Origin of the sequence: Ruegeria marisrubri, assembly GCF_001507595.1 — a bacterium.
Classification (GTDB): Bacteria; Pseudomonadota; Alphaproteobacteria; order Rhodobacterales; family Rhodobacteraceae; genus Ruegeria; species Ruegeria marisrubri.
The window spans coordinates 123,865-149,822 of the sequence record NZ_LQBQ01000038.1 but is presented as its reverse complement, the minus strand read 5'-3'; the positions used below and the strand labels follow the sequence as shown (position 1 = coordinate 149,822).

Below are 25,958 nucleotides of genomic sequence, written 5' to 3'. Positions count from 1 at the left end.
ATTTTTTCATCGGTTCGATAAAATCAATTCATTTTTTGTGTAACCTGAAAGCGGTTATCGTCACCGCGCAACATTATTCATGGGACGCGCAATGCTGGACAAAAGCCACAAACCCACCTGGACCAGTTTCGAAAACGCCACCAAGGAGGATTTCCTTGCGGTCATGGACTATGAGGATGCCTACAATGCCGCCCTGCCGGACCGTATTCTCGACGCCATCCGGTCACTGGACGAAGAATGGACGCCCTATCCGATCAACCGCTACCAGCATTGCCTGCAGGCGGCGACGCGCGCCTACGAGGATGGCGCCGACGAGGAAATCGTGATCGCGGCGCTGGTGCATGACGTGGGCGACATCCTGTCCCCCTACAACCACGGTGAGCTGGCTGCGGCGATGATGAAGCCCTATGTCAGCGAAAAAACGCACTGGATCCTGAAACACCACTGCGTGTTCCAGGGCTATTACTACAACCATTTCCTGGGCGGAGACCGGAACGCGCGCGACAAGTACCGCGACAGCCCCTATTGGGAGGACTGCCGCTATTTCTGCCATGAATACGATCAGAAGGCGTTTGACCCGGATTACCCGACCAAGCCGCTCGAGTTCTTCGAACCCATGTTGCGCCGCATCCTGAACAAGGGCGAGGGGCACATGGAGCTCAACGAAACTGCCGAGGACTAGCAGGAGGCCATCAGGCGATAGACGATCTGCGCGGCGGTGAAATCCCACGCCGCATTGCCGTCGGGGGCCAGTTCCACCACGTCGAAGCCGACGCAGCGGCGGCCCTTCAGGGCGTGCTCGACCAGATGCAGCGCCTGGTAGTATCCCAGCCCGCCCGGAACCGGGGTGCCGGTGGCGGGCATCAGCGACGGATCAAGCCCGTCGACGTCAAAGCTGACATAGACCAGTTCGGGGAAATCCTCGGGCAGGTCGACCGCGTGGATGTTGCCGGTCACCAGTTCCTCGGCATCGACGTGGAAGACGTGGTGGCGCAGGCGGCTCTGGGCCTCTTCCTCGCAAAAGGCGCGGACACCGAACTGGGCCAGTCGTATGCCTTCTTCGGCCAGCAGGTGCATGACCGAGGCATGGCTGTGTCTTTCCCCCTGGTAGGCGTTGCGCAGGTCGGCATGGGCGTCGATCTGCACGATGCCGAGGGGCTGGCCCAGGGCGCGCGCCACGCCCATGACCGCGCCATAGCTGAGCGAGTGTTCCCCGCCCAGCGTGACCGGCACCTTGCCGGCGCGGACGGCGGCTTGGGTGCGCTGGGCCAGATGCTCCATGACGTCCGGCAGCGGGCCGTCGCAATCCAACGGGGCTTCGGTGAAAATGCCCTCGACGCAGGGTTCCGCGTGGCCCGTGATGCGTTCGAGTTCATTGCTGGCCTCGATGATGGCGGCGGGGCCGTTTGCCGTGCCCGAGCCGTAGGAGACCGTGCGTTCCAGCGGCACCGGGATCACGCGGAACCGGGCGTCTTCGCTGCGTTCGGCCTCGGTCAGTTCGCTGTCGAGGAAAATGCTCATGAAAGCCTCTCTTTGAAGTCGTCGTAGCCGAATTCCCTGATGATCTTCAGCGCGTCGGTTTCGCTGTTCCACAGGGCGATCGTGGGCAGTGGCACGCCGTTGAACGTGTTGGTCTTGACCATCGAGTAATGCGCCTGATCGAGGAAGGCAAAACGCTGCCCGATCCGCAGTGGCTCGGCCCAGGTGTAGTCGCCGATCACGTCGCCCGCCAGGCACGAGGGGCCGCCCAGACGATAGGTGTGGCCGGTTTCGGCCTCGTCCATCAGCGCGGGGCGATAGGGGGCCTCGATCACGTCGGGCATGTGGCAGGTGGCCGAGATGTCGGTGATCGCCAGATCCATGCCGTTGTGCGGCAGGTCGAGGATTTCGCCCACCAGGATGCCCGCGTCCAGCGCCACCGCCTCGCCGGGTTCCAGATAGACCTCGACGCCGTAATTTTTGCGGATGGCCTTGATGAAGTCCACCAGCCCGTCGCGGTCATAGTCGCTGCGGGTGATGTGGTGGCCGCCGCCGAAATTGAGCCATTTCAGGCCGTTCAGGAAGGGGGCGAGTTTCGGCTCGACCGCCGCCCAGGTGCGCGCCAGCGGTTCGAACCCCTGTTCGCAAAGCGTGTGCATGTGCAGCCCGTCCACGCCCTGGAGCGCCTTGGCGTCCAGTTGGCTGACCGGGGTGCCGAGGCGCGAGCAGGGGGCGCAGGGGTCGTATTTCGCGACCTCGCCTTCGGAATGCTCGGGGTTGATGCGCAGCCCGACCTGCCGCCCGGCGGCCTGAGCCTTGGCCAGAAAGCGGTCTTTCTGCGCGGGGCTGTTGAAGATGATGTGGTCTGACAGGGCAAGAATCTCGTCGATGTCGGTGTCCTTGTAGCCCGCGCAGAAGGTCGCGACCTCGCCGCCATATTCCTCGCGGCCCAGCCGGGTCTCGTAGATGCCGCTGGCGCAGGTGCCGCCGAGATACTGGCGCACCAGTGGCGCCAGCGCGAACATCGAAAAGGCCTTGAGCGCCGACAGGATATGCGCGCCGGAACGGTCCCCGATATCGGCCAGCACCGCCAGGTTCCGTTCCACAGCCTTTTCGTCGACGACGAAGCAGGGGGAGGGGACGCGGGTCAGGTCGAATTTGCGGAAGGCTCCGGCGTCTCCGGCCTGCGTCTGCATCAATTGAGTCATGTCCGGCGCCTCCGATTGGTGGAGAGGCCGGGGGCGCTGCCCCCGGACCCCCGGAGTATTTGGAAAAAGATGAAGTCTGAAAAGCTCAGAATTCGACCGGGCCGTCGAGTTCGTGGACCTGCCAAGGCAGGCCGTGCTTGTTGAGCATGTCCATGAAATCATCCGGATCGAGCTGTTCCATGTTCCACACGCCCGGCTCGCGCCAGTTGCCTTTCAGCACCTGCGCCGCGCCGATCATGGCGGGGACGCCGGTGGTGTAGCTGACCGCCTGCGAACCGACCTCGCGGTAGCATTCTTCGTGGTCGCAGATGTTGTAGATGTAATAGGTCTTTTCGCCCGAGCCGTCCTTGGCCTGGCCGGTGGCGATGTCGCCGATGCAGGCCTTGCCCTTGGTTTCGGCGCCCAGATCGCCGGGATCGGGCAGCAGGGTTTTCAGGAACTGGATCGGAATGATTTCGACCCCGTTGTGGACCACCGGGTCGATCCGGGTCATGCCGACATTCTGCAGCACCTTGGCATGGGTGATGTAGGCATCGCCGAAGGTCATCCAGAAGCGGGCGCGCTCGATCTCGGGGAAGTGGGTCGAGAGCGACTCCAGTTCCTCGTGATACATCAGGTACATGTTCTTGGGGCCGATGCCGGGGAAGTCGAACTCGACCTTGTGGGTCATGGCCGGCGTCACTTTCCACTCGCCGTTTTCCCAGTGACGGGCGTCGGCCAGCACTTCGCGCAGGTTGATCTCGGGGTTGAAATTGGTGGCGAATTCCTGATCGTTCTGGCCGCCATTGGCGTCCAGCACGTCGATCTGGCGGATCGTGTCCAGCTTGTGTTTCTTGAGCCACTTGGCAAAGACGCTGGTCACGCCCGGGTCGAAGCCCGAGCCCAGAATGGCGGTCAGGCCGGCCTGCTTGAACTTGTCCTGATAGGCCCACTGCCAGTGGTATTCGAACTTGGCCTCGTCCTCGGGCTCGTAATTGGCGGTGTCGAGGTAGTGGCACCCGGCCTCGAGGCAGGCATCCATCAGCACCAAGTCCTGATAGGGCAGGGCCAGGTTCACCAGGATCTCGGCCCCGGTTTCCTTGATGAGCTTGACCGTGTCGGCGACCTTGTAGGCGTCGAGCTCGGCGGTCTTGATATCGACGCCGGTGCGCTCTTTGACCGACTTGGCAATGGCGTCGCATTTCGATTTCGTGCGACTGGCCAGGGTGATGTCAGTGAAGATGTCGGAATTCATCGCCATCTTGTGCACGGCGGCGTGGCTGACGCCACCTGCGCCAACAACCAGTGTCTTGCCCATGGGAAAATCTCCTTTCGCCGGGGGTTATTCGTAATAGGTATAGCCGTTGATGCTGTCGCGGTAAGCGCTCATCAGGGTTTTTCGGTCCTTGGCCTTCAGAGTACCGGTCGAGATCGCCTCGTCCACCATTTTGCGGAAGGCGGCGACGCAGTCCGACGGGTCGAACTCGACATAGGCCATGACTTCGGAAATCGTGTCGCCTTCTTGTTCATGCAGCAGGTCAAAGCCGCCGTCGGGACGCAGGTCGATCGTGACCACGTTGGTATCGCCGAACAGGTTGTGCAGGTCGCCAAGGGTTTCCTGGTAGGCGCCGACGAAGAATACTCCCATGTAATATTCTTCCGTTTCCGGCAGGGTATGCACCGGCAGGCTGGGAGAGACACCGTCGGTCAGGATGAAGCGGTCGATCTTGCCATCGCTGTCACAGGTGATGTCGGACAGCACGCAGCGGCGGTCGGGAGCCTGGTTCAGCATCTGCAAAGGCACGATCGGGTGCAACTGGTCGATCGCCCAGACATCCGGCAGCGACTGGAACAGCGAGAAGTTGCAATGGTAGATATCGGCCAGTTTCTCGAGCTGGTCGTCCACGTCGGTTTCGACCTCTTCCGAGGCCACCAGCGCCTTGATGCGCGCCATCAGCGACAAGTAGATCCGCTCGGCACGGGCCATCTGGCGCAGATCCACGTATCCGCGGCGGAACAGGGCGCGCAACTCGTTGCGATAGAAGGTGGCGTCGTTCCAGCATTCCTGCAGGCGGTCGTGGCTGAGATAGCCATGCACGGCGGCAAGGTCCGCGACCATGTGGTGATCGCCGTCTTCGACCTCGGGGCCATTGGGCGCGTCATAGAGCGTGCTTTCCAGCACGTTGAACACCAGCATCGACGAGGTCGCAACCACCGCCCGCCCGCTCTCGGTGACCAGCGTCGGGTGGTCCACCCCGGCCTCGTCCATGGCATAGGCCACGGTTTCCACCACATTGGCGCAGTATTCTTCGACCGTGTAGTTGATCGAGTTCTCTGTGGCCTTCTTTTCGCCCGTGTAATCCACGCCCATGCCGCCGCCCAGATCCAGATGGCTGAGCGGCACGCCCTCGCGCGTCAGTTCGGTGTAGTAGCGGCAGGCCTCGCCCACGGCGCGGCGCACGTCATTGACGTCGGGCACCTGGCTGCCCAGATGCGAATGCTGCAGTTTAAGGCAGTGCAGCAGCCCGGCGTCGCGCAGCTTGTCGATGACCGTGACCAGCTGATCAGTATTCATCCCGAAAGCCGAGCGGTCGCCCGAGCTTTCCTCCCACTTGCCGCTGATCTGGTTGGTCAGCTTTACCCGCACGCCCAGCAGCGGCTCGATGCCCAGTTCGTTGTAGACCTCGATGACCGTGTCGGCCTCTTTCGGGCTTTCCAGAACGATCACCGTGTTGAAGCCCAGCTTGCGGCTGAGGGTGGCAAGTTGGATGAATTCGGCGTCCTTGACGCCGTTGCAGACGATCAGTGCCTCGCGGGCCAGCCGGTGCGCCAGTGCGATCACCAACTCGGGCTTCGAGCCGGCCTCGAGCCCGTAGTCATACTTCTTGCCGAACTCGACGATGCGGTCGACGACCTGTGCCTGCTGGTTCACCTTGATCGGAAAGACGCCGCGGTACTTGCCCCTGTAGCCCGTGCGCGAAATCGCGTTGGCGAAACTTTCGTTGATATGGGCAATTTCGCTCTCAAGGTAGGAGCTGACGCGCAGGATCATCGGAGACTTGATGCCGCGTTGGTCCAGATCATGCAGGATACCTGGCAGGCTGATGGCCGGTGTTTCGGGCGCAAGCGGGTTGCGCAGCCCGATCTCGCCATCCTCCGTCACCTCGATGAGGCCCTTGCCCCATTTTTCCACGCCGTAGATGGAGTGCGGTGCATCAGACGAGTGTTTCAACCACGTGAATCCTTTGCGTTCAGTGCCGGGCCAATGTGCGCCACGCCATTAAGGCAGGGATTTGATTCTTCCAAGCATTATCTGGCGCTTGCTCGCGCGAACCGCCGTCGGCCTCAGATGCTGCGGAATCGCGACGAAGCAACGGCAAGCTTGGCGATGGACAGCGCGCCCCCTTCGCGCAGTTCCTGAACCATTCGTTCGGCTCGGCGCACGGCTTCGGCATGGGCGTCGGCCCAGCGATCGACGCAGGCCGCCCCTTTCCTGTCCTCACCTATGTCAAGCGCCGCCGCCGCGATCAGCGATTGTTGCGACCGCAGGTCGGCTATCAGCCGGCCAAGCGCTACGCGCTCCCAATGATCGGCCGGTTCGATTCCACGGGCCGTCGTTCTCAGCCAGTCGAGTCCGAAACGGGCGCCGACGGCAAAATAGGCTTCGGCCACGTCGATCACGTCGCGTTTCCTGGGCCGCGCGACATCCACGATGTCGAGCGCGCCCCCGAGGAATTCCAGCCTGCTGATCCGCCCGGCCAGTTCCTTGGGCACTCCAGCCGATATGAAGCCAGCGATACGTTTTTCCATTCTCTTGCGCGAGAAAGGACTCAAAAGGTCTCCGACACACTCGGTGATCCGCGAAACCTCGGGCTTGTAGATCGCGATCACCTCGGCCACCGTGTGGTCGCTGGCGCGGGAAATGGTCGCCTGGCTTTGCGAGGCAATCATGTCGGACAGCGCCAGGTGCATCTCGTTCTGGGCCTCTGCCGGCACCTTGTTGTCGAGCGCATTGATTTCAGCGCGCAGGGCCTCGATCTCGAAAATGTCGCGGCCGATGACGAAGGCCTTGACGACTCCGGTCGGGCCGGCGCCGGTCTCTTCGCTCATCCTGTTGATCAGCGACGGACCGGCTTCGTTCACGACTACGTTGGATAGCACCGTGGCGATGATTTCACGCCGCAGGGGGTGGGCGAGGATTGCATCGCGGTATTTCTTGCGCAGCGGGGTCGGCATGTAGTCGATCAGGAACCGCTGGCAATACTCGTCATCCGGCAGGCGCGCGGCGACGAGCTGGCCGAAGATGACGATCTTGGCATAGGCCACCAGCACCGCGATTTCCGGCCGCGTGAGGCCCAACCCGGCGGCCCGGAGCTCGGCAATCGCCTCGTCGCTCGGCAGCAACTCGATCTCGCGGTTCAGGTTGCCGCTGGCTTCGAGGGCGCGCATGAAGCGCGCCTGATCGTCCAGCATCTCGGCGGCGCGCGCTTCGGTGATCGAAATGGCCAGGGTCTGGTCGTAATTGTCCCGCAGCACCAGTTCGGCAACCTCGTCGGTCATCTTTGCCAGCAGGTTGTTGCGCTGCTTGGGCGTCATGTCGCCGGCCTCGACCACGGCGCCGAGCGCGATCTTGATGTTCACCTCGTGGTCCGAGCAATCGACCCCGGCCGAGTTGTCCACCGCGTCGGTGTTGACCTTGACACCCTTGCGCGCAAGCTCGATCCGCCCGCGCTGCGTCACGCCCAGGTTGGCGCCTTCGCCGATCACGCGCACGCGCAGCTCGGTCGCGTCTACCCGGATCGCGTCATTCGCCCGGTCGCCGGCGTCGGCATTGGTCTCGGTCGAGGCCTTCACATATGTCCCGATGCCTCCGAACCAGAGAAGGTCGGCCTTCATGGTCAGAATGGCCTTGATCAGCTGGAAGGGCGTGACCTTGTCCGTCTTCAGACCGGTCAGCTTCTTGATCTCGGGCGTCAGCTGGATCGACTTGGAGGCGCGCGAAAAGACCCCGCCGCCTTTCGAGATCAGCTTGGTGTCATAGTCCTGCCAGCTTGTCCGGGGCGTTTCGAACAGCCGTTTTCGTTCCGCGAAGCTCGACGCCGGATCGGGGTCCGGGTCGATGAAGATGTCTCGGTGATCGAATGCGGCGATCAGGCGGATCTGCTCGGACAGCAGCATCCCGTTGCCGAACACGTCGCCCGACATGTCGCCGACGCCGATCACGTCGAACGGCTCGGTCTGGGTGTCCTGGCCCAGTTCGCGGAAATGGCGCTTTACGGCCTCCCACGCCCCGCGGGCCGTAATGCCCATGCCCTTGTGGTCATAGCCGTTCGAGCCACCCGAGGCGAAGGCGTCGTCCAGCCAGAAGCCGTATTCCGCGGCCACTCCGTTGGCGATGTCCGAGAATGTCGCCGTGCCCTTGTCGGCGGCAACCACCAGATAGGGGTCGTCACTGTCGCGGCGCACCACCGCATCGGGCGGCACCACGTCTCCGGCCACCAGATTGTCCGTCAGATCCAGAAGGCCGCAGAGAAAGGTCTTGTAGGCGCGGATCGCCTCGGCCTGGATCTCTTCCCGGCTGCCGCCAGCCGGAAGTTTCTTGGGCAGAAAGCCACCCTTGGACCCCACCGGCACGATGACCGCGTTCTTGACTTGCTGCGCCTTGACGAGACCCAGCACCTCGGTGCGGTAGTCCTCTTTGCGGTCCGACCAGCGCAAGCCGCCCCGCGCGACGGGGCCGCCCCTGAGATGCACCCCTTCGACCCACGGAGAGTAGACGAAGATCTCGCGCCACGGACGCGGAAGCGGCAATTCGTCGAGTTCGTCGCAGTCGAACTTGAAGGAGAAATAGGATTTTGGCCGCCCGTCTGCGCCCGGCTGGTAGTAGTTGGTTCTGAGCGTCGATGCGATCGCGTTGCGGAAACGCCGCAGAATCCGGTCCATGTCGAGGCTGGGCACGTCCTCGAGCGCGGCGTCGATCTGGGCCATGATCCGGGCGCGCTCGGCTCCGCGGCCTTCGGCATCAAGCTTGTTTTCGGGGTCGAACTGGGCCGCGAAGAGTGCAACCAGACTGTGCGCGATCTCGGGATACTGGGCGAGCGCATCCTCCATGTAATCTATCGAGTAGGGTATGCGGGCCTGGCGCAGAAAGCGGCTGTAGGCCCGCAGCAGCGCCGTCTCGCGCGCGCTCAGCCCCGACAGCACCACAAGCCGGTTCAGCGGGTCGTCATCGACAAGCCCGTTCCAGGTCGCGTCGAAGGCATCCTCCAGCTTGGCGCGCAGTTCCGAAAGATCGATTTCCACCCCCGCCGCCGATTCCATGTGGAAGTCGTGGATCCAGCTGTCGGTGTCCCCAAGTTCGACCCTGTAGGGATGTTCGTTGAGAATCCGAAAACCCATGTTCTCGAGCACCGGCAGCGCGTCAGACAGCGGCACGGGCCCGCCATGGTGATAGATCTTGAAACGCGCCGTGGTCTCGCTGTCTTCGAGCCGGCGGTAGAAATGCAGCGCGAGCGGCTTGTCCTCGCTGATTGTCTCAAGCTTTTCGATGTCGCCGATCGCGGCGGCGACCTGCACGTCGTCGCGGTAGCTGGCGCTGAAACCCTTGCCATAGCGGGCATGCAGGCGCGCGCCCTCGGCCTCGCCGCAGCGGTCGGTCAATGTCTCGAGGAGCATGTCGCTCCAGGACCGGACGGCCGTGGCGACTTCGGCCTCGATGGCGGCGGCATCGTAGTCCGGGATGCGCCCGCCGGACATCGCGATCACGAAGTGGATCCGGGCCAGCCCTTCGGTCCTGAATGACGGTTCCCAAGAGGCGACGCGTCCGTCGAGCGCATCGCAGAGGATGTTGCCGATCCGGATCCGGATCTCGGTGTTGTACCGTTCCCGAGGCACATAGACGATGCAAGAGACGAAGCGCCCGAAACGGTCAGGCCTTGGAAACAGCCGCGTTCTGGGCCGGGTCGCCAGATGCAGCACACCCACCGCGTTCTCCAGCAACTGCGCCTCGGACGCCTGGAACAGCTCGTCGCGTGGATAGGTTTCCAGCACGTTGGTCAGGGCCTTTCCGTCATGGCTCGACGGTGCGAAACCGGCGCGTTCGATGACCCGGGCGACCTTGCCCCGTAGCAGCGGTATCTCGCGCGGGCTCCGGTTGTAGGCCGCTGACGTGAAGAGCCCGATGAAAACGTGCTCTCCGACCATCACGCCATTGTCATTCAACTCCTTGACCGCCACCACGTCGAAATGAACGGGCCGATGCACGGTAGAGCGGCGATTGGCCTTGATGATGAGGAGGGATGACGGGTCGCGCGTGACATCCGAGATCTGCGGTGTCCAGTGCGTGAACTTGCCATCGGCATCACGCATCACCGTGTAGTCCGGGTCGCGCATGAGCCCCAGACCAGGCCCCGGCTCCATGCTCAGCTTCGAGTCGGATTTTTTCAGCGCAAAATGGCGGTAGCCGAGAAAGGTGAAATGATTGGCGGCCATCCAGTCGAGAAACTCGCAGGCTTCGGCGGTTGCGTCGGCCTCGGACTTGGGCGCCTTTTTCTTCAGGTCCGCCGTCACATCGTCCAGCTTCGAAAGCATCTCGCGCCAGTCGGTCACTGCCACGGTGACGTCGGCGAACATGCTCTCGATCTCGTTGCCCAATTCCGCGAGCGCCTTGGGGTCCGCAACCTGGTCGATTTTCACCTGGATGACGGATTCGCTGATCGTGTTCTTTTCGCCGGGCTTGCAGAGACCGGCCAGCGCCCCCTTCGAGTCGCGCCTGACCTGGAGCACGGGGTGGACCAATGCGTGCAGCGCGAGCCCCTTTTCGGTGAGCAGGGCAGTGAGCGAATCCACCAAAAACGGCATATCGTCGTTGATCGCCTCGAGGATCGTGTGACTCGATTCCCAGCCGTGCTCGGCGATGCGCGGATTGTAGATCCTGACCTTGCTTTCCCCGGGGTTGCGGGTCTGACAGAATTTCCAGAGCGCCAGCAGCGAGCCATAAAGCTCTTCGGCGGGTTGCTCGAGGATTTCGTCATGCGCGGCGGTGGCGGCGAAAATGTCGATAACCTCGCGAAAGGCCCCGGCGTCGGACCGCTCGAGCCGCTCGGCTGCCAGAGCGCGCACCTCGTCAAGCCGGTTCGCCACCTTCTCCGCGGAGTTGAAAGCCATGCTACGATCCCTTTCCGTCTAAGCGCCGTTCCATATGCCGGTGGCACGCCGGTGCGGCCGTTGAACCAGATGCGTGTTCATGCTTGATCCGGCGCGCATAAGCTGCCGTTGTCAAAGCAACTTTATCGCCGTTCCTGCCATGTGTATAGGTCGGCATTGGCCTGGGGTGGGGCCCTTGCGGCGGGCGCCGGTGCCTGCGACTTCGGCTTGTCGCCATGCGCGGTTTCCGCGATGGCGCCGTCGGCGTGCCGATGGGCGGTTGCGCGGCCAGAGGTTTCGTAAACACTTGCGTCGCATTTCCGCTATCACCTTGAAACTTCAGCCTGCTGCGCCTCGGGAAACACTCCGCAATCCCGATCTGGCCGCAGCGATCCGCCGCGCTTTGCGCTCTTGCAACCGCGGCAAGTTTTCGCGATTGAGACGCAACCCGGGACGAGGAAAGGCGACATAATGCTAGACACCTGTGACATTCGCACCGACTGGACGCGCGAAGAGGCCGAGAAGATCTACAACCAGCCCTTCATGGATCTGCTGTTCCAGGCGCACAGCGTGCATCGCCAGCATTTCGATCCCAACCAGGTGCAGAAATCCAAACTGCTGAGCATCAAGACCGGCGGCTGCGCCGAGGACTGCGCCTATTGCTCGCAATCGGCACGCAACGGGGCCAAGCTGTCGGCCTCGAAGCTGATCGAGGTCGAACGCGTGATCGCCGAGGCCAAAAAGGCCAAGGAAGGCGGGGCGACCCGGTACTGCATGGGGGCCGCGTGGCGCTCGCCCAAGGACCGCGACATGGATGCGCTGGCCGCGATGATCGAGGGCGTCAAGGCGCTGGGAATGGAGACCTGCATGACGCTGGGCATGCTGGACGACAACCAGGTCGTTCGCCTGCGCGACGCGGGGCTGGATTACTACAACCACAACATCGACACCTCGGAACGCTACTACTCCGAGATCATCACCACCCGGACCTTTGCTGACCGGATCGACACGCTGAACCGCGTGCGTGAGGTGGGCATCAAGGTCTGCGCCGGCGGGATCGTCGGCATGGGCGAGCAGCAGATGGACCGGATCGACATGCTGCTGGCGCTGGCCACGCTGGACCAGCATCCCGATTCCGTGCCGGTCAACATGCTCATCCCGATCGAGAACACGCCGCTGGCCGATGTCGAGAAGCTCGACCCGATCGAATTCGTGCGCACGGTGGCCCTGGCCCGGATCCTGATGCCGAAATCGCATGTGCGCCTGTCGGCCGGCCGCACCGACATGAGCGACGAGATGCAGGCGATGTGCTTTTTCGCTGGGGCGAACTCGATCTTCGTGGGCGATACGCTGCTGACGGCGGACAACCCCGAAGAGGACAAGGACCAGGCGCTGTTCGACCGTCTCGGCATGACGGCCATGGCGGTGGGCTGCGACGGTAGCAGGTAGATGGGCTTTCCGCGCCACGCACAGGTTCTGCAGACGCTGAAGGAACGAGGCCGCCACCGCCAGCTGATGGCGCGCGCGGGGCATGATTTCTCGTCGAATGACTATCTGGGGCTGGCGGGCGACGACGTGCTGCGCAAAGCCGCGGCCGAGGCGCTGGCCCGCGGCGTGCCGGTCGGGGCGGGCGGCTCGCGCCTGCTGCGCGGCAATGATGCCGAGCATCAGCTGCTCGAATCCGAAGCGGCGACGTTTTTCGGCACCGAGGCGGCGCTGTTCATGGGCGGCGGCTTTACCGCCAATCAGGCGATCTTTTCCACCCTGCCGGGGCAGGGCGATCTGGTGCTGCATGATGCGCTGATCCATGCCAGCACCCATGACGGCATGCGGCTGGGCCGGGCCGAGACTCGTGCCTTTGCCCACAACGACGCCGACGATGCCGCCGCGCAGCTGCGCAAGTGGCGCGAGGCGGGCGGTCGAGGGCAGGTCTGGATCGCGGTCGAAGCGGTCTATTCCATGGATGGCGACCTGGCGCCGCTGGCCGCGCTCAAGGCGCTGGCCGATGCCGAGGGCGCGGTTCTGGTGGTGGACGAGGCCCATTCGACAGGTGTTTTCGGCGATCTGGGCCGGGGGCTTGGGCATGACATCGCGGCGGCGCCCAACGTCCTGTCGCTGCATACCTGCGGCAAGGCGCTGGGGGTTTCCGGGGCGCTGATCTGCGGGCCGGCGGTGCTGATCGAAACGCTGGTCAACAAGGCGCGCAGCTTCATCTTCGCCACCGCGCCGTCACCGCTGAATGCCGCGCTGGTGCGCGCGGCGCTGCGCGAACTGGCTGACAACCCCGAACGCCGCGACCGCGCCTGGCAGGGCATCCGCCACGCCTGGGCCGAGGCTGGCCGACTATGCGGGCTGGCGCGGTTCCAAAGCCAGATCCTGCCGGTGATTATCGGGGATGACAAACGCACCATGGCGGCGGCGGCGCAGTTGCAGGCGCGGGGCCATGACATCCGCGGCATCCGTCCCCCCACCGTCCCGCGCGGAACGTCACGCTTGCGCATCTCGATCACGCTGAATACGCCCGCGCCGGTGATCACCGCGATGTTCACCGACCTGGCCGAGATCCTGAAGGAGGCGCCATGACCGCTCTGATCGTCACCGGCACCGATACTGAGATCGGCAAGACGGTGTTTTCGGCCGGGCTGGTGCAGGCCCTTGGCGGCACCTATTGGAAGCCAGTGCAATCGGGCATCGAGGCCGAGACCGACAGCCAGATCGTCGCGCGCCTGTCCGGCCGCCCGGCACTGCCCGAGGGGTATCTGCTGCAACTGCCCGCCTCGCCGCACCTGTCGGCCGAGGCCGAAGGGGTCGAGATCGACCCAGATACGCTGACCCTGCCCGAAACCGACACGGTTCTGGTGGCCGAAGGGGCCGGCGGGCTGATGGTGCCGCTGAACCGGCGGGTGCTTTATCTTGATCTCTTTGCCCGCTGGGGCGCTCCGGTGATCCTGTGCGCCAGAACACGGCTTGGCACCATCAACCACACGCTGCTGTCGCTGCGGGCGCTGCGCGAGGCCGGGTGCCCGGTGGTGGGCGTGGCCTTTGTCGGCGAGGCTGAACCGCAGGTGGAGCAGACCATCGTCGATTTCGGCAAGGTCGCGCATCTGGGGCGGTTGCCGATGATCGACCCGCTGACGCCCGAAACCCTGGCCCAGGCCTTCGCCGCCCATATCGACTGCGACACGATCCGAAAGGCGCTGACCCGATGACCGACCGCGATCTGAGCCAGTTGGCATTCGACCAGAAACATCTCTGGCACCCCTATACGAATGTCACCAAACCGGGGCCGACATTTCTGGTCAAGGAAAGCGAGGGGCTGTTCATCACCCTCGACGACGGCACCCGGCTGATCGACGCCATGTCCTCGTGGTGGTGCATGATGCACGGCCACCGCAACCCGGCGATCACCCGCGCGATCCACGACCAGCTCGACCGCCTGCCGCATGTGATGTTCGGCGGTCTGACCCATGATCCGGCGGTCGATCTGGGCCGCAAGCTGCTGGAAATCACGCCCGCCAGCCTGACCCGCATCTTTTATTGCGACAGCGGTTCGGTTTCCGTCGAAGTGGCGATGAAGATGGCGGTGCAGTATCAGCACGCGGTGGGTTTCCCGGGTCGCAGCAAATTCGCCACGATCCGCTCGGGCTATCACGGCGACACCTGGAAGGCGATGAGCGTCTGCGACCCGGACACCGGGATGCACCACCTGTTCCAGGGGGCGCTGAGCGTGCAGCATTTCGTCTCGCGCCCGCCGGTGACCATCGGGCAGGACTGGGACGAGGATCCGGCGCGGAACGGTCTGGGCGAGCTGCGCGCGGTCTTCGAGGCCCACGCAGGCGAGATCGCCGCCTTCATCCTCGAACCCGTCGTGCAGGGCACTGGGGGGATGTATTTCTATCACCCCGACTACCTGAACGGCGCGCGGGCGCTGTGTGACGAATTCGGCATCCTGCTTATCTTCGACGAGATCGCGACGGGTTTCGGCCGCACCGGAGAGCTGTTCGCCACCGATTTCTGCGCCGTCGAGCCCGACATCATCTGTCTGGGCAAGGGGCTGACCGGCGGACATATCTCGTTTGCCTGCACCATGACCAACGACCGCGTGGCCGAGGGGGTGGGCGGCGGCAACCCCGGCATCTTCATGCACGGGCCGACCTACATGGCCAATCCGCTGGCCTGCGCGGCGGCGCAGGCCTCGCTCGACCTGCTGACCGGGCAGGACTGGCGCGGCACCGTTGCGGGTATCGCGGCGCAGATGGAACAGGAACTTGCCCCGGCGCGCGCCTTGCCCAATGTCCGCGACGTGCGGGTGCTGGGCGCGATCGGCGTGATCGAGATGAACCACCGCGTTTCCGCCGACGAGGCCCACGCCCGCGCCCGTGAGATGGGCGTGTTCCTGCGCCCCTTCGGCAACAACATCTATTGCATGCCGCCCTTTGTAACCGACCCGGACTCGCTCGGCCGGATCACGGCCGGGATGCTGCGCCTGGCGCGGGAGCTCTGATGCAGGCCCGCTGGCTGAAAAATAGCGGCGCCGACGAGGCGATCGCCGTCTTCGGCGGCTGGGCGGTCGGGCCGTCCCCCTTCCTGCATCTGCGCGGGCCGCAGGACGTTCTGTTCGTCGAGGACTACCGCGATCTGGCAACCGATCTGCCCGACCTGTCCTCCTACCGGCGCGTCAGCCTGCTGGCGTGGTCCTTTGGCGTCGCGTCCTACGCACATTGGCAGGCCGGCAGGCCCGACCCGTTCGCCCGCAAGGTCGCGGTGAACGGCACCTTGCACCCGGTCGACCGGACCTTCGGCATTCCGCCCGTTGCGATGAGAAAGACGGTCGAAACCCTCAGCCCCGGTGCGTATCAACTGTTTCTCGCGCGGGCGTTCGGTGCGGCGCAGCCCCAGGCGGAAATGGATGTCGAAGCCCGCCAGCAGGAATTGCGGGCGATCGAGGCGCGAGGCGATGCCCCGGCCACAGCCTTCGACCGGATCTGGATCGGCACGAAAGACAAGATCTTTCCCCCGGCCAACATGCGAAGGGCGTGGGAGGGGCAGGACGTGCGTGAAATCCCTGCACCTCACGCGCCCTTCGAGCGGTTCGAGACCTGGGAGGAGATGTTCGCATGAAGGACCATCTGCTGCCCGAAACCTCTTCGACCCGTGTCGGCCAGTGCTTTCGCCGGGGGCTGGGAACATATCATCAGGCCGCCCGCGCGCAGGCGCAGATCTCGCGTGACCTGGCCGGACTGCTCGCCGAATGCGGCGCGCCAGAGCAGTTCGGCAACGTGCTGGAATTCGGATGCGGGACCGGCCACCTGACCGAAGCCCTGTTGCAGCGGTTCTCGATAGGCGCGCTGACGCTGAACGATCTCGTGGCAGAGGCCGCGGAGCTTGCGGGTGCGGCGGCAAGGAAACAAGGCGTGCCTCTCCGTTTCGTTGCTGGCCCGGTCGAGACGCTCCGGTTGCCGCAGGAATACGACCTGATCGCGTCGGCCTCGACGGTGCAATGGCTGCCCGATTTGCCCGAGGTGTTGGAGCGGCTCTGCGCATCGCTTGGGCCCGGCGGCTGGCTGGCCCTGTCGGGCTTCGGCACCGCACAGTTCCGAGAACTGGCCGCGCTGGGCTCGGCGGCCGCCGCGCCGAACTATCTGAACGTGGGCGACTGGCCCGGCATCCTGCCGCCGGGGCTGGAACTGAAAGCCATCCGTCAGCAGCCGATCGTGCTGGAGTTTCCCACGGCCGTCGATGTGCTGCGCCACCTCAGGGCCACGGGCGTCAACGGCAGGGCGCGGGATCGGTGGAGCAAGCAACAGCTGCGTAGCTTCGAAAGTGCCTATCGCGAACGCTTTGAGCGAAACGGAATGCTGTCGCTCACCTATGACCCGGTGATGCTGGTCGCCCGGAAAAGGTAGCCTCCTCAGCCATCTGGCCCGCAGCCGGTGACGTGTCCTGCCGCCATGGTGCCGCAACGAGATAGACCCCATTGCTGCCATGCTCTAACAATCGTCAGAAGAGGTATGACAGGGGGGAGCCGCGATGCAGGTATCGGTCTCGGAAATAGAACGGAAAAGCGCCGAGGCGCTGGTGGCTCATGGCGCGGGAGGATGGCAGGCTGCCGAGGTTGCCAGGGCCGTCGCGCGTGCCGAGGAAACCGGCAACGTGATCTGCGGCCTCTATTACCTGGAAAGCTACTGTCAGCAACTGGTCACAGGCCGCGTGAACGGGACGGCCGAGCCCGAAATCACGACCCCGCGCCCCGGTGCGGTCACGGCCGATGCCCGGCTCGGCTTTGCCCAGCCTGCGTTTGCGCGGGGGCTGCCGCTCGCGGTAGAAGCAGCGAAATCCTGCGGCATTGCTTCGCTGGCTGTGGCCCATTCCCATACCTGCACGTCGCTGGGGTTCTTTACCGAGCAGATCGCCGCCGAGGGGCTGATCGGGATCGGCTTCACGAACGCCTCCGCCATCGTCGCGGGGCCGGGCGGCAAGACCCGCGTGATCGGCACAAACCCGATTGCCTTCACGCTGCCGGGGCCTGACGGGCCGGCGATGCACGCGGATTTCTCCACCGCCGCGGTGGCGCTGGGCAAGATCACCATGGCCAAGGCGGCCGGAGAGTCGATCCCCCTGGGCTGGGCGGTCGACCGCGACGGAAACCCGACCACCGATCCGGCCGAGGCGCTGCAGGGCTCGCTGGTCAGTGCGGCCGGATACAAGGGCTGGGCGCTGGGCCTGCTGGTCGAGTTCCTCGCCGCCGGCCTGACCGGTTCGGTCAACTCGCTGGACGTGCAGGGTTTGAAAGCCCCGGACGGACCGCCGCATGATCTGGGGCAGTTCTATATCCTGATCGACCCGGGGGCGCATGGCGGGGCTTTTGCCGAGCGCATCGAAAGGGTGGCCAGAGCTGTCGCCGACGACCCGTCGGTCCGCATCCCCGGCTCGATGGCCAAGAGCCAAGCTGAGGTGACGGTTGACCCCGACCTCTGGGCCAAGGTTGCCGCCTTGGCAGGTGGGCCGGGCAATTCCGGCTGAAGCCCGCGCCCGGCCTGATTGGCGCAACTCGAAAACAAGAATGATGCGCCCATCACCCAAGTCGGGAGATATCCCCTTAGGTTGTGTTTGCGCTGGTTGGGGCTGGAATTTTCAACCAGCGGGCGAAAAGTCTCAATTCGGAATGATGCGACGGCAACAGTGAGGCGCTTTTTGGTCGGCAGTACTTTCTCCGCACTGCTCAATTTGTTAACCGGGCGCAAATAAAAATGACACAAGTATTTTAGGGTAGCAGGCAGGCGGATGGAAACCGACTTTGGCGGCGCGAGCGCCATTTTTTGGTCTCAGACGGAAATCGACGAACTGGAGGCCGCGCCTCTCGAAACGTTGGCCATCGGGGCAGCTTGGTCATGGCGGGGAAGGATCATCCAGTTGAATTCTCCTGTCGAAGCGCAGCAGTTTGGCAGCCAGCCGGGTTGGGGCGCGCGCGAGGACGCGGAAGGGCGCGGCGCGCTGCGTTCCGTGATCCGAAATGTCCGCTCGGCGGGCACGGTCGGCTTTTCCCCGCAAGGCGTCAGCGCCCACGTAACGATCACCAATGGCGCGCGCAGCTACGCTATGCTTCTGGTCGAAACCAGGCAGTATCTCGAGCCCATGTTGGTATTCAACGGCGAAGTCCCGCCCAAGGGGCAGGATTTCTGGGTCAGCGGTATTACACGGTTTTCTGCCGGCGAAACGGACGTGGCGCGCACCGGGGCCTCCGGGGTTACATTCTTGCAGGCCGCCCGAATTGACGCTGCCGGGCAGGAAGGCCAGGATCCTGAACCCGTTTCCCGGCCCAATCTCGGCTGACGCCAGGCTTGTACCATTTCTTGGCCTTCGTCGGTTGACTCTCCCGTCTCCGCATATATAAGCGCGGCTTCATTGGTGTTGGTGGCCCCCGCAAGGGGATGCCTGTCATGGGGAAACCCAAGAGGACAACGCCCTTCATAGTGGCCCATGCGGGCCTCGACACAACGAAGGAGATCAGCCGTGACCAAACGCACGTCTGCCAAGTACAAAATCGACCGCCGGATGGGCGAAAACATCTGGGGTCGTCCGAAATCCCCGGTCAACCGCCGCGAATACGGCCCCGGCCAGCACGGCCAGCGCCGCAAGGGCAAGCTGTCGGACTTTGGTCTGCAGCTGCGCGCCAAGCAGAAGCTGAAGGGCTACTATGGCGATCTGACCGAAAAGCAGTTCCGCCGCATCTACGCCGAAGCCGAGCGTGTGAAGGGCGACACCGGTGAAAACCTGATCGGTCTGCTGGAGCGCCGCCTGGACGCCGTCGTCTACCGCGCCAAGTTCGTGCCGACCGTGTTCGCCGCGCGCCAGTTCGTGAACCACGGCCACGTCAAGGTGAACGGCAAGCGGGTGAACATCCCCAGCTACCGCGTCAAGGAAGGCGACGTGATCGAGGTCCGCGACAAGTCCAAGCAGCTGGCCGTCGTTCTGGAAGCGGTTGCCCTGGCCGAGCGTGATGTTCCGGATTACCTGGAAGTCGACCACTCGAAGATGACTGCGACCTTCGTGCGCACCCCCAGCCTGGGCGACGTGCCTTACCCGGTCATGATGGAACCGAACCTGGTCGTCGAATTCTACGCCAAGAACTGATCCCTTCGAGATCGCAAGATCAAAAGGCCGCGCTTTGGGCGCGGCCTTTTTTTTGTTATGGTCGCAGAAACCGCAGGCAGGTGTATGATCCCGAACGCGAACCGGCAGTGAAACTGGCAATCGAGATGCGAGCAGGAAGGCGCAAGGATGGGCTACAACATTGGTGAGGTCACGGGCTATGACGGCGGCCCGTCCGACTGGACACTGGACGTGGACCTGTCCGACCCGTCGGTGACGATGGTAACCGGCGATTTTGACGTCGTGAGCCTGATTTCCGGAGAGTCGGTTGGCGAGGCCGACAGCTATTCCATCACGCAGTTCAGCGCCAACTTCGATACCTATACCAACAATTTCGTCCTGAACCCGGACGGCAGTTTTTCTTTCGACATCGACCGGCAGGCGGTCTTCCAAAGCGGCAGCGACCAGACGATTTCCTTCACGATCCTCGGGACCAGCGGCGGCAATTCGGATGACGATACGGTCACCTTCACCCTGCTGATCTGCGTGGCCCGCGGCACCGCAGTGCAGACGGACAGAGGCGAGATCCCCGTCGAGAAGCTCGGCGCGGGTGACAGCGTGCGGACTCTCGATGACGGGTTCCAGAAGATCAGGTGGGTTGGGTCACGGGCGGTGTCTGCGAAAGAGCTGGAGGCAAACCCGAACCTGAGGCCGGTTAGGATTTCCTCGGGCGCGCTGGGCGATGGCAAGCCGGTTCGGGATCTGGTCGTATCTCCGCAGCATCGCGTTCTGGTGTGCGATTGGCGGGCGCAGCTTTTCATGGGGCAGGACGAGGTTCTGGTTCCCGCCAAGGCCCTGGTGGATGGCAAGTCGATCTACGTGGATTGCTCGGTCGATGAGGTCGAGTATTTCCACATTCTTTTCGACGGCCACCAGGTGATCTTTACCAATGGCGCGGCGACCGAGAGTTTCCACCCGGCGGACTATTCGCTTTCTGCGGTCAGTTCCGAGACGCGATCGGAATTGCTGGAGCTGTTTCCGGATATCGAGAACGAAGCAGGGTTCGGGGCGACCGCCAGACCCGTCGCGCGGGTGCAGGAGGCGCGGCTGTTGTCCGGGGGGCAGAGCACGTGGTGAAGGCAGACGGCCAAGCCGGGAAAAACCGGGAATTTCCTTCGCAGGAAAAACTGCGGGTCTATGGCGACGTGATGTTTCTGGCGATGCGCAGCCCCCATCATGCCGGGATGAGCGTCGCCAATCTGCGCGCCGCGCTGGAGCCGCCCGTCGAGCTTGGGCAGTTCAGGATTTTCCGCTTCGACGGCGTGCCCCGTGGCATGTTCACCTGGGCCAATCTGGAACCCGAGGCCGAGGCCAGGCTGGTCTCGGGACAGGCCCTGTCATTCGATGACTGGAACTCGGGTGACCACCTTTGGATCATCGACCTGATTGCCCCATACAGGGGGCTCACGGCGGGAATGGCCCGGTGGATCATGAAGCCCGGCAATTTCGCCGATCGGGATTTCTATTTCCGGCGTGTCACCGCGGGACGCGACACGAGGCGGATCGTGCATGTGGATTTCGACCGCCCGGAAGGCAAGGCGCGATTTCTTGCCGATGCCGATTTTCGGATCGACGGCTAGGCTCACAAGGGCAGCGGCCGCCCCTCGGCGATCGCCTCCATCGCGAAATACGAGGTCACGCTGTCCAGTTCGACCTTTTCGATCAGGCGCTGATAGACCTTGTCATAAGTCGCCATGTCCTGCGTGACGACCTTGAGTTGATAGTCGTAGTCGCCACCGATGCGGTGGAAATCGACCACCTCGGGGATGGTCAGGACATGGCTGCGAAAGGCGTCGAGCCATTCCTTGGAATGGTGCCGCGTGCGCAGCATCACGAACACCACCAGATCCAGCCCCAGTTTCTCGCGCGCGATCCGCGCGGTGGAGCCCCGCAGGACGCCGCCTTCGGTCAGGGCCTTCAGCCTGCGCCAGCAGGCGTTCTGCGACAGGCCCACCCGGTCCGCCAGTTCCCGCTGAGAGAGGGAGGCATCCTTTTGCAGTTCCCGCAGAAGGCGCCTGTCAATTTGATCTAATTTTTGCTCCATTTCGAAGCATATGACACAAAAATGGATGAAAGTGAATGAAGAATGGTGAAGTTTTCTCGGTTGAGGGCGATCATATTTATTGGGCAACATGGAGCCTGTAAGATGATCCTTTCCAAATTTCGCGCAGAGATCGCAACCGCTGCTCACGAAAACACGCTGCGCGACGGATTGATTGGTGAAAACATTCTGATCCCGGGCCTGAACGGGGATGTGCCTCTGGTCTATGCGGATTACGTCGCTTCGGGGCGGGCGCTGAAACAGGTCGAGCAATTCGTCGCCGAACATGTCCTGCCGTTCTACGCAAACAGCCATACCGAGGCCTCCTATTGCGGTTCCTACATCACTCGGCTGCGCCGCGAGGCCCGCGCCGAGATCGCCCGCATCGTCGGCGCGAGGGAAGAGGACGCGGTGATCTTCACCGGGTCCGGCGCCACCGCGGGCCTCAACCGGCTGGTCAGCCTGATGGGAGTCGGCGAGGCTGACCGGCCGGTTGTTCTGATCGGGCCGTACGAGCACCATTCGAACATCCTGCCGTGGCGCGAGAGCAAGGCCGAGGTGATCGAGATCCCGGAAGCGCCCGAGGGCGGGCCGGATCTGGCCGCGCTCGAGGCGGCGCTGATCGCCAACGCGGACTCGGATCTGGTGATCGGGTCCTTCTCGGCGGCGTCCAACGTGACGGGCATCATCACCGACCCCGACCCGGTGACGCGGCTGCTGAAACGGCACGGCGCGCTGGCCGTGTGGGACTACGCCGGCGGCGGTCCCTACCTGCCGATGAGCATGGGGCCAGCGGATGCCCGGAAAGACGCGATCGTCGTCTCGCCGCACAAGTTTCCCGGTGGGCCGGGCGCATCCGGGGTTCTGATCGTCAACAAGGGGGCGGTGAAACGCAGCTGCCCCAGCTGGCCGGGTGGCGGCACGGTGTCCTTCGTCTCGCCCTGGCGGCACGATTACAGCACCGATCTGGCCGCGCGCGAAGAGGCCGGGACGCCCAACGTGATCGGTGATATCCGCGCGGCGCTGGCCTTCATCGTCAAGGACGTGGTGGGCGAGGACGAAATCGCCCGGCGCGAGGCGCTCTGCAACCGGATGGCGCTGGAGGGCTGGAGCGGCAACCCGCATCTGACCCTGCTGGGCACCGACAAGGCGCACCGCTTGCCGATCTTTTCTTTCCTCGTCACCGACAACGCCGGGAAACCGGTGCATCAGCAGTTGTTCACCCGGATGCTGTCCGATGTCTACGGCATCCAGGCGCGGGGCGGTTGCGCCTGCGCTGGTCCTTATGCTCACCGCCTGCTGGGGATCGACAGAGAGGCCTCCGAGGCGCTGCACGCTGCGCTGGCCGCCGGCGAAGAGCTGAAGAAACCCGGCTGGGTCCGGCTGAACTTCTCATATCTGATGAGCGAAGAGACCGTCCGCTTCATCATCGACAGCGTAAACGACCTGTCGCGCCGCACCGAGGAATTCGCGCCTTTCTACGACGCCGACCCGTCAACGGCGCGTTTCAAGGCCGCATGAGGGCATTGCCGCTTTTCTCAAGCCGGTGAGAAGGTTATGAGGGGCCCATCCAAGGAGCCCCGACATGAACCAGATCACTCCGCAGCCCGGCATCATGGACATCGCCCTGTATCAGGGCGGCAAGTCCCATGTCGAAGGCGTGGCCAATGTCATCAAACTGAGCTCGAACGAAAACCCGTTCGGCCCGAGCCCCAAGGCGATCGAAGCCGTGCGCGACAGCGCGACAACGCTGCACCGCTATCCCAGCACCGATCACTACAGCCTGCGGGCGGCCATCGGCGAGGTGCATGGGCTCGACCCCGAGCGGATCATCTGCGGCGTGGGCAGCGACGAGGTGTTGCAATTCGTGGTGCAGGCCTATGCCGGCGTCGGGGATGAGGTCATTCATACCGAGCATGGCTTCTCGATGTATCCGATCCTGGCGCGGATGGCGGGGGCCGTTCCTGTTCAGGTGCCCGAGCGTGAGCGCGTGGTTGATGTGGACGCGATCCTTGCAGCCTGCACGGACAAGACCCGGGTGGTGTTCCTGACCAACCCCGGCAACCCCACTTCGACCATGATCCCGGAATCCGAGGTGGCCCGGCTGGCCGACAACCTGCCGCCGCAGGTCATTCTGGTTCTGGACGGGGCCTATACCGAATATGTCGGCGGTTTTGATGGCGGCGTGTCCGTCGTCGATGCCCGCAGCAATGTCATCATGACCCGGACGTTTTCCAAGATCTACGGTCTTGGCGGCATGCGGGTCGGCTGGGGTTATGGGCCGAAAGAGATCATCGACGTGCTGAACCGCATTCGGCAGCCGTTCAACCTGTCGACCACGGCCCTGGCCGCGGCCGAGGCCGCCGTGAGGGACAGGGAATATGTCGAGTTCTGCCGCACCGAGAACGCCCGGCTGCGGGTCTGGCTGGCCGACGAGCTGGCAAAGATCGGTGTGCCGTCGGACCCGTCCTGCACGAACTTCATTCTGGCGCGCTTTGCGGATCAGCAAGAGGCCGAGGCCTGCGACGCCTATCTTCAGCAGCACGGCCTGATCGTGCGCAGGGTGGCTGGTTACGGGTTGCCGAACGCGCTGCGCATCACCGTCGGCGACGAAGAGGGCTGCCGCCGCGTGGCCGCCACCATCACTGCATTCAAGGGGGGCGTTGCATGAGCCCGATTTACGACCGCGTGGCGCTGATCGGCCTGGGCCTGATCGCGTCGTCGATGTTCTGGGCCATCAAGCGCGCCGGTCTGGCGGGCGAGGTGACGGGCTATGCCCGTTCCGAGGAGACGCGCGAGACCGCCCGCCGCATCGGCCTGTGCGACCGCGTCTGCGATACCGCGCAAGAGGCGGTGGAAGGCGCCGATCTCGTCGTGCTGTGTGTGCCGGTGGGCGCCATGGGGTCTGTTGCCAAGGACATCGCGTCGGTTCTGAAGCCGGGGGCGACGGTGTCGGATGTGGGCTCGGTCAAGCGCCACGTCATCAGGGATGTCGGGCCACACATTCCCGAAGGCGTGCACTTCGTCCCCGCCCACCCGCTGGCCGGGACCGAGCATTCCGGCCCCGAATCCGGCTTTGCCGAGCTGTTCGACAACCGCTGGTGCCTGCTGGTGCCGGTCGAAGGGTCTGATCCCGAGGCCATCGCCCGGCTGCGCGCCCTGTGGGAAGGCATGGGATCGAATGTCGATGAAATGGACGCCGACCACCACGACCTGGTTCTGGCCGTCACCAGCCATGCGCCTCACCTGATCGCCTACACGATGGTCGGCGTGGCCGACGACCTGCGGCGCGTCACCGATTCCGAGGTCATCAAATACTCGGCTGCCGGTTTCCGCGATTTCACCCGGATCGCGGCCTCGGACCCGACCATGTGGCGCGACGTGTTCCTGACCAACAAGGACGCCACGCTGGAGATCCTGGGCCGGTTCACCGAAGAGCTGTTCGCCCTGCAGCGCGCGATCCGAACCGGAGATGGTGAACTGCTGTTCGATTACTTCACCCGCACGCGGGCGATACGGCGGGGCATCATCGACGCCGGACAGGATACGGACGCGCCGGACTTTGGGCGTGTGCACGGCAAGTCATGATGCGCCGGGGCGGGATAGCGTTGCTGGGGGCGATGGCGCTGGTTGCGACCACCTCGGCCGCCAACCCGCCCGGCACCTCGCTGCCCCCCAAGACCCGGCCCGATGCCGGCGACAACCTTGTTGCGGCGGCCAGCGCACGGGTCGAAGATACGGCCGCGACCCTGGCCGGAGCGACGCTGCGCCCCGAGATCAGGCCGGTATCCCGACAAGTTCTGCAAGCTGCTGTGCGCCCGGCTGACCTGCCGGGATTGGGGCCGGACGTGTCTCTGTTTCCGTTCCTCCGACCCGAGGAGGTTGAACAGAAAGCTTTTTTCAAGAAACGCCGCCTGCGCAAGGGGTCGGTTTGCGGCAATATCGAGATTCAGGGCAAGTCGGCCGGCAAGGTCCCCGGCAGGATCAAGGGCTGCGGGATCGAGGACGCGGTCGAGGTCACCTCGATCTCCGGGGTGCGCCTCAGCAGACCGTCACTGATGGATTGCGGCACGGCCGAGGCGCTGAATCAATGGGTGGAACGATCGGTGAAGCCCACCTTCCGCCGCCGAGGGCCGGTGGTCGAACTAAAGGTCGCTGCGCATTACGCCTGCCGCACCCGCAACAACCAGAAGGGCGCTCGGATCTCGGAGCATGGCAAGGGGCGGGCCATCGACATCTCGGCCTTCGTGATGATGGATGGCGAGGTGCTGACCGTTCTCGAAGGCTGGAAACGCGACCCCTCGCGAAAGCTGTTGCGGAAGGTCAGAAAAGGCGCGTGCGGGCCTTTCGGCACGGTTCTTGGACCCGGTTCCGACGGCTATCACCGCGACCATTTCCATGTCGATACGGCCCGACACCGGGGCGGCCCGGTGTGTCGATGATTGCCTTGACGG

The 25,958-nt window shown here is 64.0% G+C and carries 22 protein-coding genes; 16 read left to right on the top strand and 6 right to left on the bottom strand.

Annotation, left to right across the window (positions count from 1 at the left end; genetic code table 11):
- The first annotated feature begins 91 nt into the window (after positions 1-91).
- The gene (locus AVO45_RS18285) at positions 92-682 is read left to right on the top strand and encodes an HD domain-containing protein (RefSeq protein ID WP_068350019.1); all 591 of its coding nucleotides are present in this window, start codon (positions 92-94) and stop codon (positions 680-682) included.
- Here the strand turns inward: AVO45_RS18285 and speB are convergent.
- The 5 genes from speB to AVO45_RS18260 form a co-directional block, all read right to left on the bottom strand.
- Positions 679-1,521: an agmatinase gene (gene speB / locus AVO45_RS18280; RefSeq protein ID WP_068349914.1), complete on the bottom strand. Its 843-nt coding sequence runs from the start codon at positions 1,519-1,521 to the stop codon at positions 679-681. The two genes, AVO45_RS18285 and speB, sit on opposite strands and share 4 nt — an antisense overlap.
- The gene (gene nspC / locus AVO45_RS18275; protein ID WP_068349912.1) at positions 1,518-2,687 is read right to left on the bottom strand and encodes a carboxynorspermidine decarboxylase; all 1,170 of its coding nucleotides are present in this window, start codon (positions 2,685-2,687) and stop codon (positions 1,518-1,520) included. The genes speB and nspC overlap by 4 nt, the downstream gene beginning before the upstream one ends.
- 85 nt (positions 2,688-2,772) lie before the next feature.
- Complete coding sequence (locus AVO45_RS18270) at positions 2,773-3,984, bottom strand: saccharopine dehydrogenase family protein (protein WP_068349910.1); 1,212 nt, start codon at positions 3,982-3,984, stop codon at positions 2,773-2,775.
- Positions 3,985-4,008: 24 nt separating this feature from the next.
- The gene (speA, locus tag AVO45_RS18265) at positions 4,009-5,898 is read right to left on the bottom strand and encodes a biosynthetic arginine decarboxylase (protein ID WP_068349908.1); all 1,890 of its coding nucleotides are present in this window, start codon (positions 5,896-5,898) and stop codon (positions 4,009-4,011) included.
- Positions 5,899-6,011: 113 nt separating this feature from the next.
- Positions 6,012-10,832, bottom strand: a complete 4,821-nt coding sequence (locus AVO45_RS18260) for an NAD-glutamate dehydrogenase (RefSeq protein ID WP_068349906.1) — start codon at positions 10,830-10,832, stop codon at positions 6,012-6,014.
- A gap of 450 nt (positions 10,833-11,282) precedes the next feature.
- Between AVO45_RS18260 and bioB the strand changes: the two genes are divergently transcribed.
- The 11 genes from bioB to AVO45_RS18205 all read left to right on the top strand — a co-directional run bounded on the left by bioB (position 11,283) and on the right by AVO45_RS18205 (position 21,043).
- Positions 11,283-12,260 (top strand): biotin synthase BioB, encoded by a 978-nt coding sequence (bioB, locus tag AVO45_RS18255; RefSeq protein ID WP_068349904.1) that lies wholly within the window; start codon positions 11,283-11,285, stop codon positions 12,258-12,260.
- Complete coding sequence (locus AVO45_RS18250) at positions 12,261-13,394, top strand: 8-amino-7-oxononanoate synthase (RefSeq protein ID WP_068349902.1); 1,134 nt, start codon at positions 12,261-12,263, stop codon at positions 13,392-13,394.
- Complete coding sequence (bioD, locus tag AVO45_RS18245) at positions 13,391-14,020, top strand: dethiobiotin synthase (protein ID WP_068349901.1); 630 nt, start codon at positions 13,391-13,393, stop codon at positions 14,018-14,020. The genes AVO45_RS18250 and bioD overlap by 4 nt, the downstream gene beginning before the upstream one ends.
- Complete coding sequence (gene bioA, locus AVO45_RS18240) at positions 14,017-15,315, top strand: adenosylmethionine--8-amino-7-oxononanoate transaminase (RefSeq protein WP_068349900.1); 1,299 nt, start codon at positions 14,017-14,019, stop codon at positions 15,313-15,315. Before bioD ends, bioA begins: the two co-directional genes overlap by 4 nt.
- Positions 15,315-15,932: a pimeloyl-ACP methyl esterase BioG family protein gene (locus AVO45_RS18235; RefSeq protein ID WP_068349899.1), complete on the top strand. Its 618-nt coding sequence runs from the start codon at positions 15,315-15,317 to the stop codon at positions 15,930-15,932. The genes bioA and AVO45_RS18235 overlap by 1 nt, the downstream gene beginning before the upstream one ends.
- The gene (locus AVO45_RS18230) at positions 15,929-16,717 is read left to right on the top strand and encodes a methyltransferase domain-containing protein (RefSeq protein WP_068349898.1); all 789 of its coding nucleotides are present in this window, start codon (positions 15,929-15,931) and stop codon (positions 16,715-16,717) included. Before AVO45_RS18235 ends, AVO45_RS18230 begins: the two co-directional genes overlap by 4 nt.
- Before the next feature lie 124 nt (positions 16,718-16,841).
- Complete coding sequence (locus tag AVO45_RS18225; protein WP_068349896.1) at positions 16,842-17,834, top strand: Ldh family oxidoreductase; 993 nt, start codon at positions 16,842-16,844, stop codon at positions 17,832-17,834.
- A 261-nt stretch (positions 17,835-18,095) separates the two neighbouring features.
- Positions 18,096-18,644: a hypothetical protein gene (locus tag AVO45_RS18220; RefSeq protein ID WP_068349894.1), complete on the top strand. Its 549-nt coding sequence runs from the start codon at positions 18,096-18,098 to the stop codon at positions 18,642-18,644.
- Between the two features lie 180 nt (positions 18,645-18,824).
- Positions 18,825-19,445 carry a 30S ribosomal protein S4 gene (gene rpsD / locus AVO45_RS18215; RefSeq protein WP_068349888.1) on the top strand — a complete coding sequence of 207 codons (621 nt, stop codon included), beginning with the start codon at positions 18,825-18,827 and terminating at the stop codon, positions 19,443-19,445.
- A 147-nt stretch (positions 19,446-19,592) separates the two neighbouring features.
- A complete protein-coding gene (locus tag AVO45_RS18210; protein ID WP_068349887.1) occupies positions 19,593-20,540 on the top strand; it encodes a Hint domain-containing protein in 948 nt (315 codons plus the stop codon).
- On the top strand, positions 20,534-21,043 hold the full coding sequence (locus AVO45_RS18205) for a toxin-activating lysine-acyltransferase (protein ID WP_068349879.1): 510 nt from the start codon (positions 20,534-20,536) through the stop codon (positions 21,041-21,043). The genes AVO45_RS18210 and AVO45_RS18205 overlap by 7 nt, the downstream gene beginning before the upstream one ends.
- Positions 21,044-21,045: 2 nt before the next feature.
- On the opposite strand, the gene AVO45_RS18200 is transcribed toward AVO45_RS18205, so the two are convergent.
- Entirely contained in the window at positions 21,046-21,507 is a 462-nt protein-coding gene (locus AVO45_RS18200; protein ID WP_068349878.1) for an Lrp/AsnC family transcriptional regulator, read from the bottom strand.
- A 102-nt stretch (positions 21,508-21,609) separates the two neighbouring features.
- On the opposite strand from AVO45_RS18200, the gene AVO45_RS18195 reads away from it, so the two are divergent.
- The 4 genes from AVO45_RS18195 (at position 21,610) to AVO45_RS18180 (ending at position 25,946) form a co-directional block, all read left to right on the top strand.
- A complete protein-coding gene (locus tag AVO45_RS18195) occupies positions 21,610-23,025 on the top strand; it encodes an aminotransferase class V-fold PLP-dependent enzyme (RefSeq protein ID WP_068349877.1) in 1,416 nt (471 codons plus the stop codon).
- Between the two features lie 64 nt (positions 23,026-23,089).
- Positions 23,090-24,175, top strand: coding sequence for a histidinol-phosphate transaminase (hisC, locus tag AVO45_RS18190; RefSeq protein ID WP_068349876.1), 1,086 nt, complete (start codon positions 23,090-23,092; stop codon positions 24,173-24,175).
- Complete coding sequence (locus tag AVO45_RS18185) at positions 24,172-25,092, top strand: prephenate/arogenate dehydrogenase family protein (protein ID WP_068349875.1); 921 nt, start codon at positions 24,172-24,174, stop codon at positions 25,090-25,092. Before hisC ends, AVO45_RS18185 begins: the two co-directional genes overlap by 4 nt.
- Entirely contained in the window at positions 25,089-25,946 is an 858-nt protein-coding gene (locus AVO45_RS18180) for an extensin-like domain-containing protein (RefSeq protein ID WP_068349870.1), read from the top strand. The genes AVO45_RS18185 and AVO45_RS18180 overlap by 4 nt, the downstream gene beginning before the upstream one ends.
- Positions 25,947-25,958: the final 12 nt, after the last annotated feature.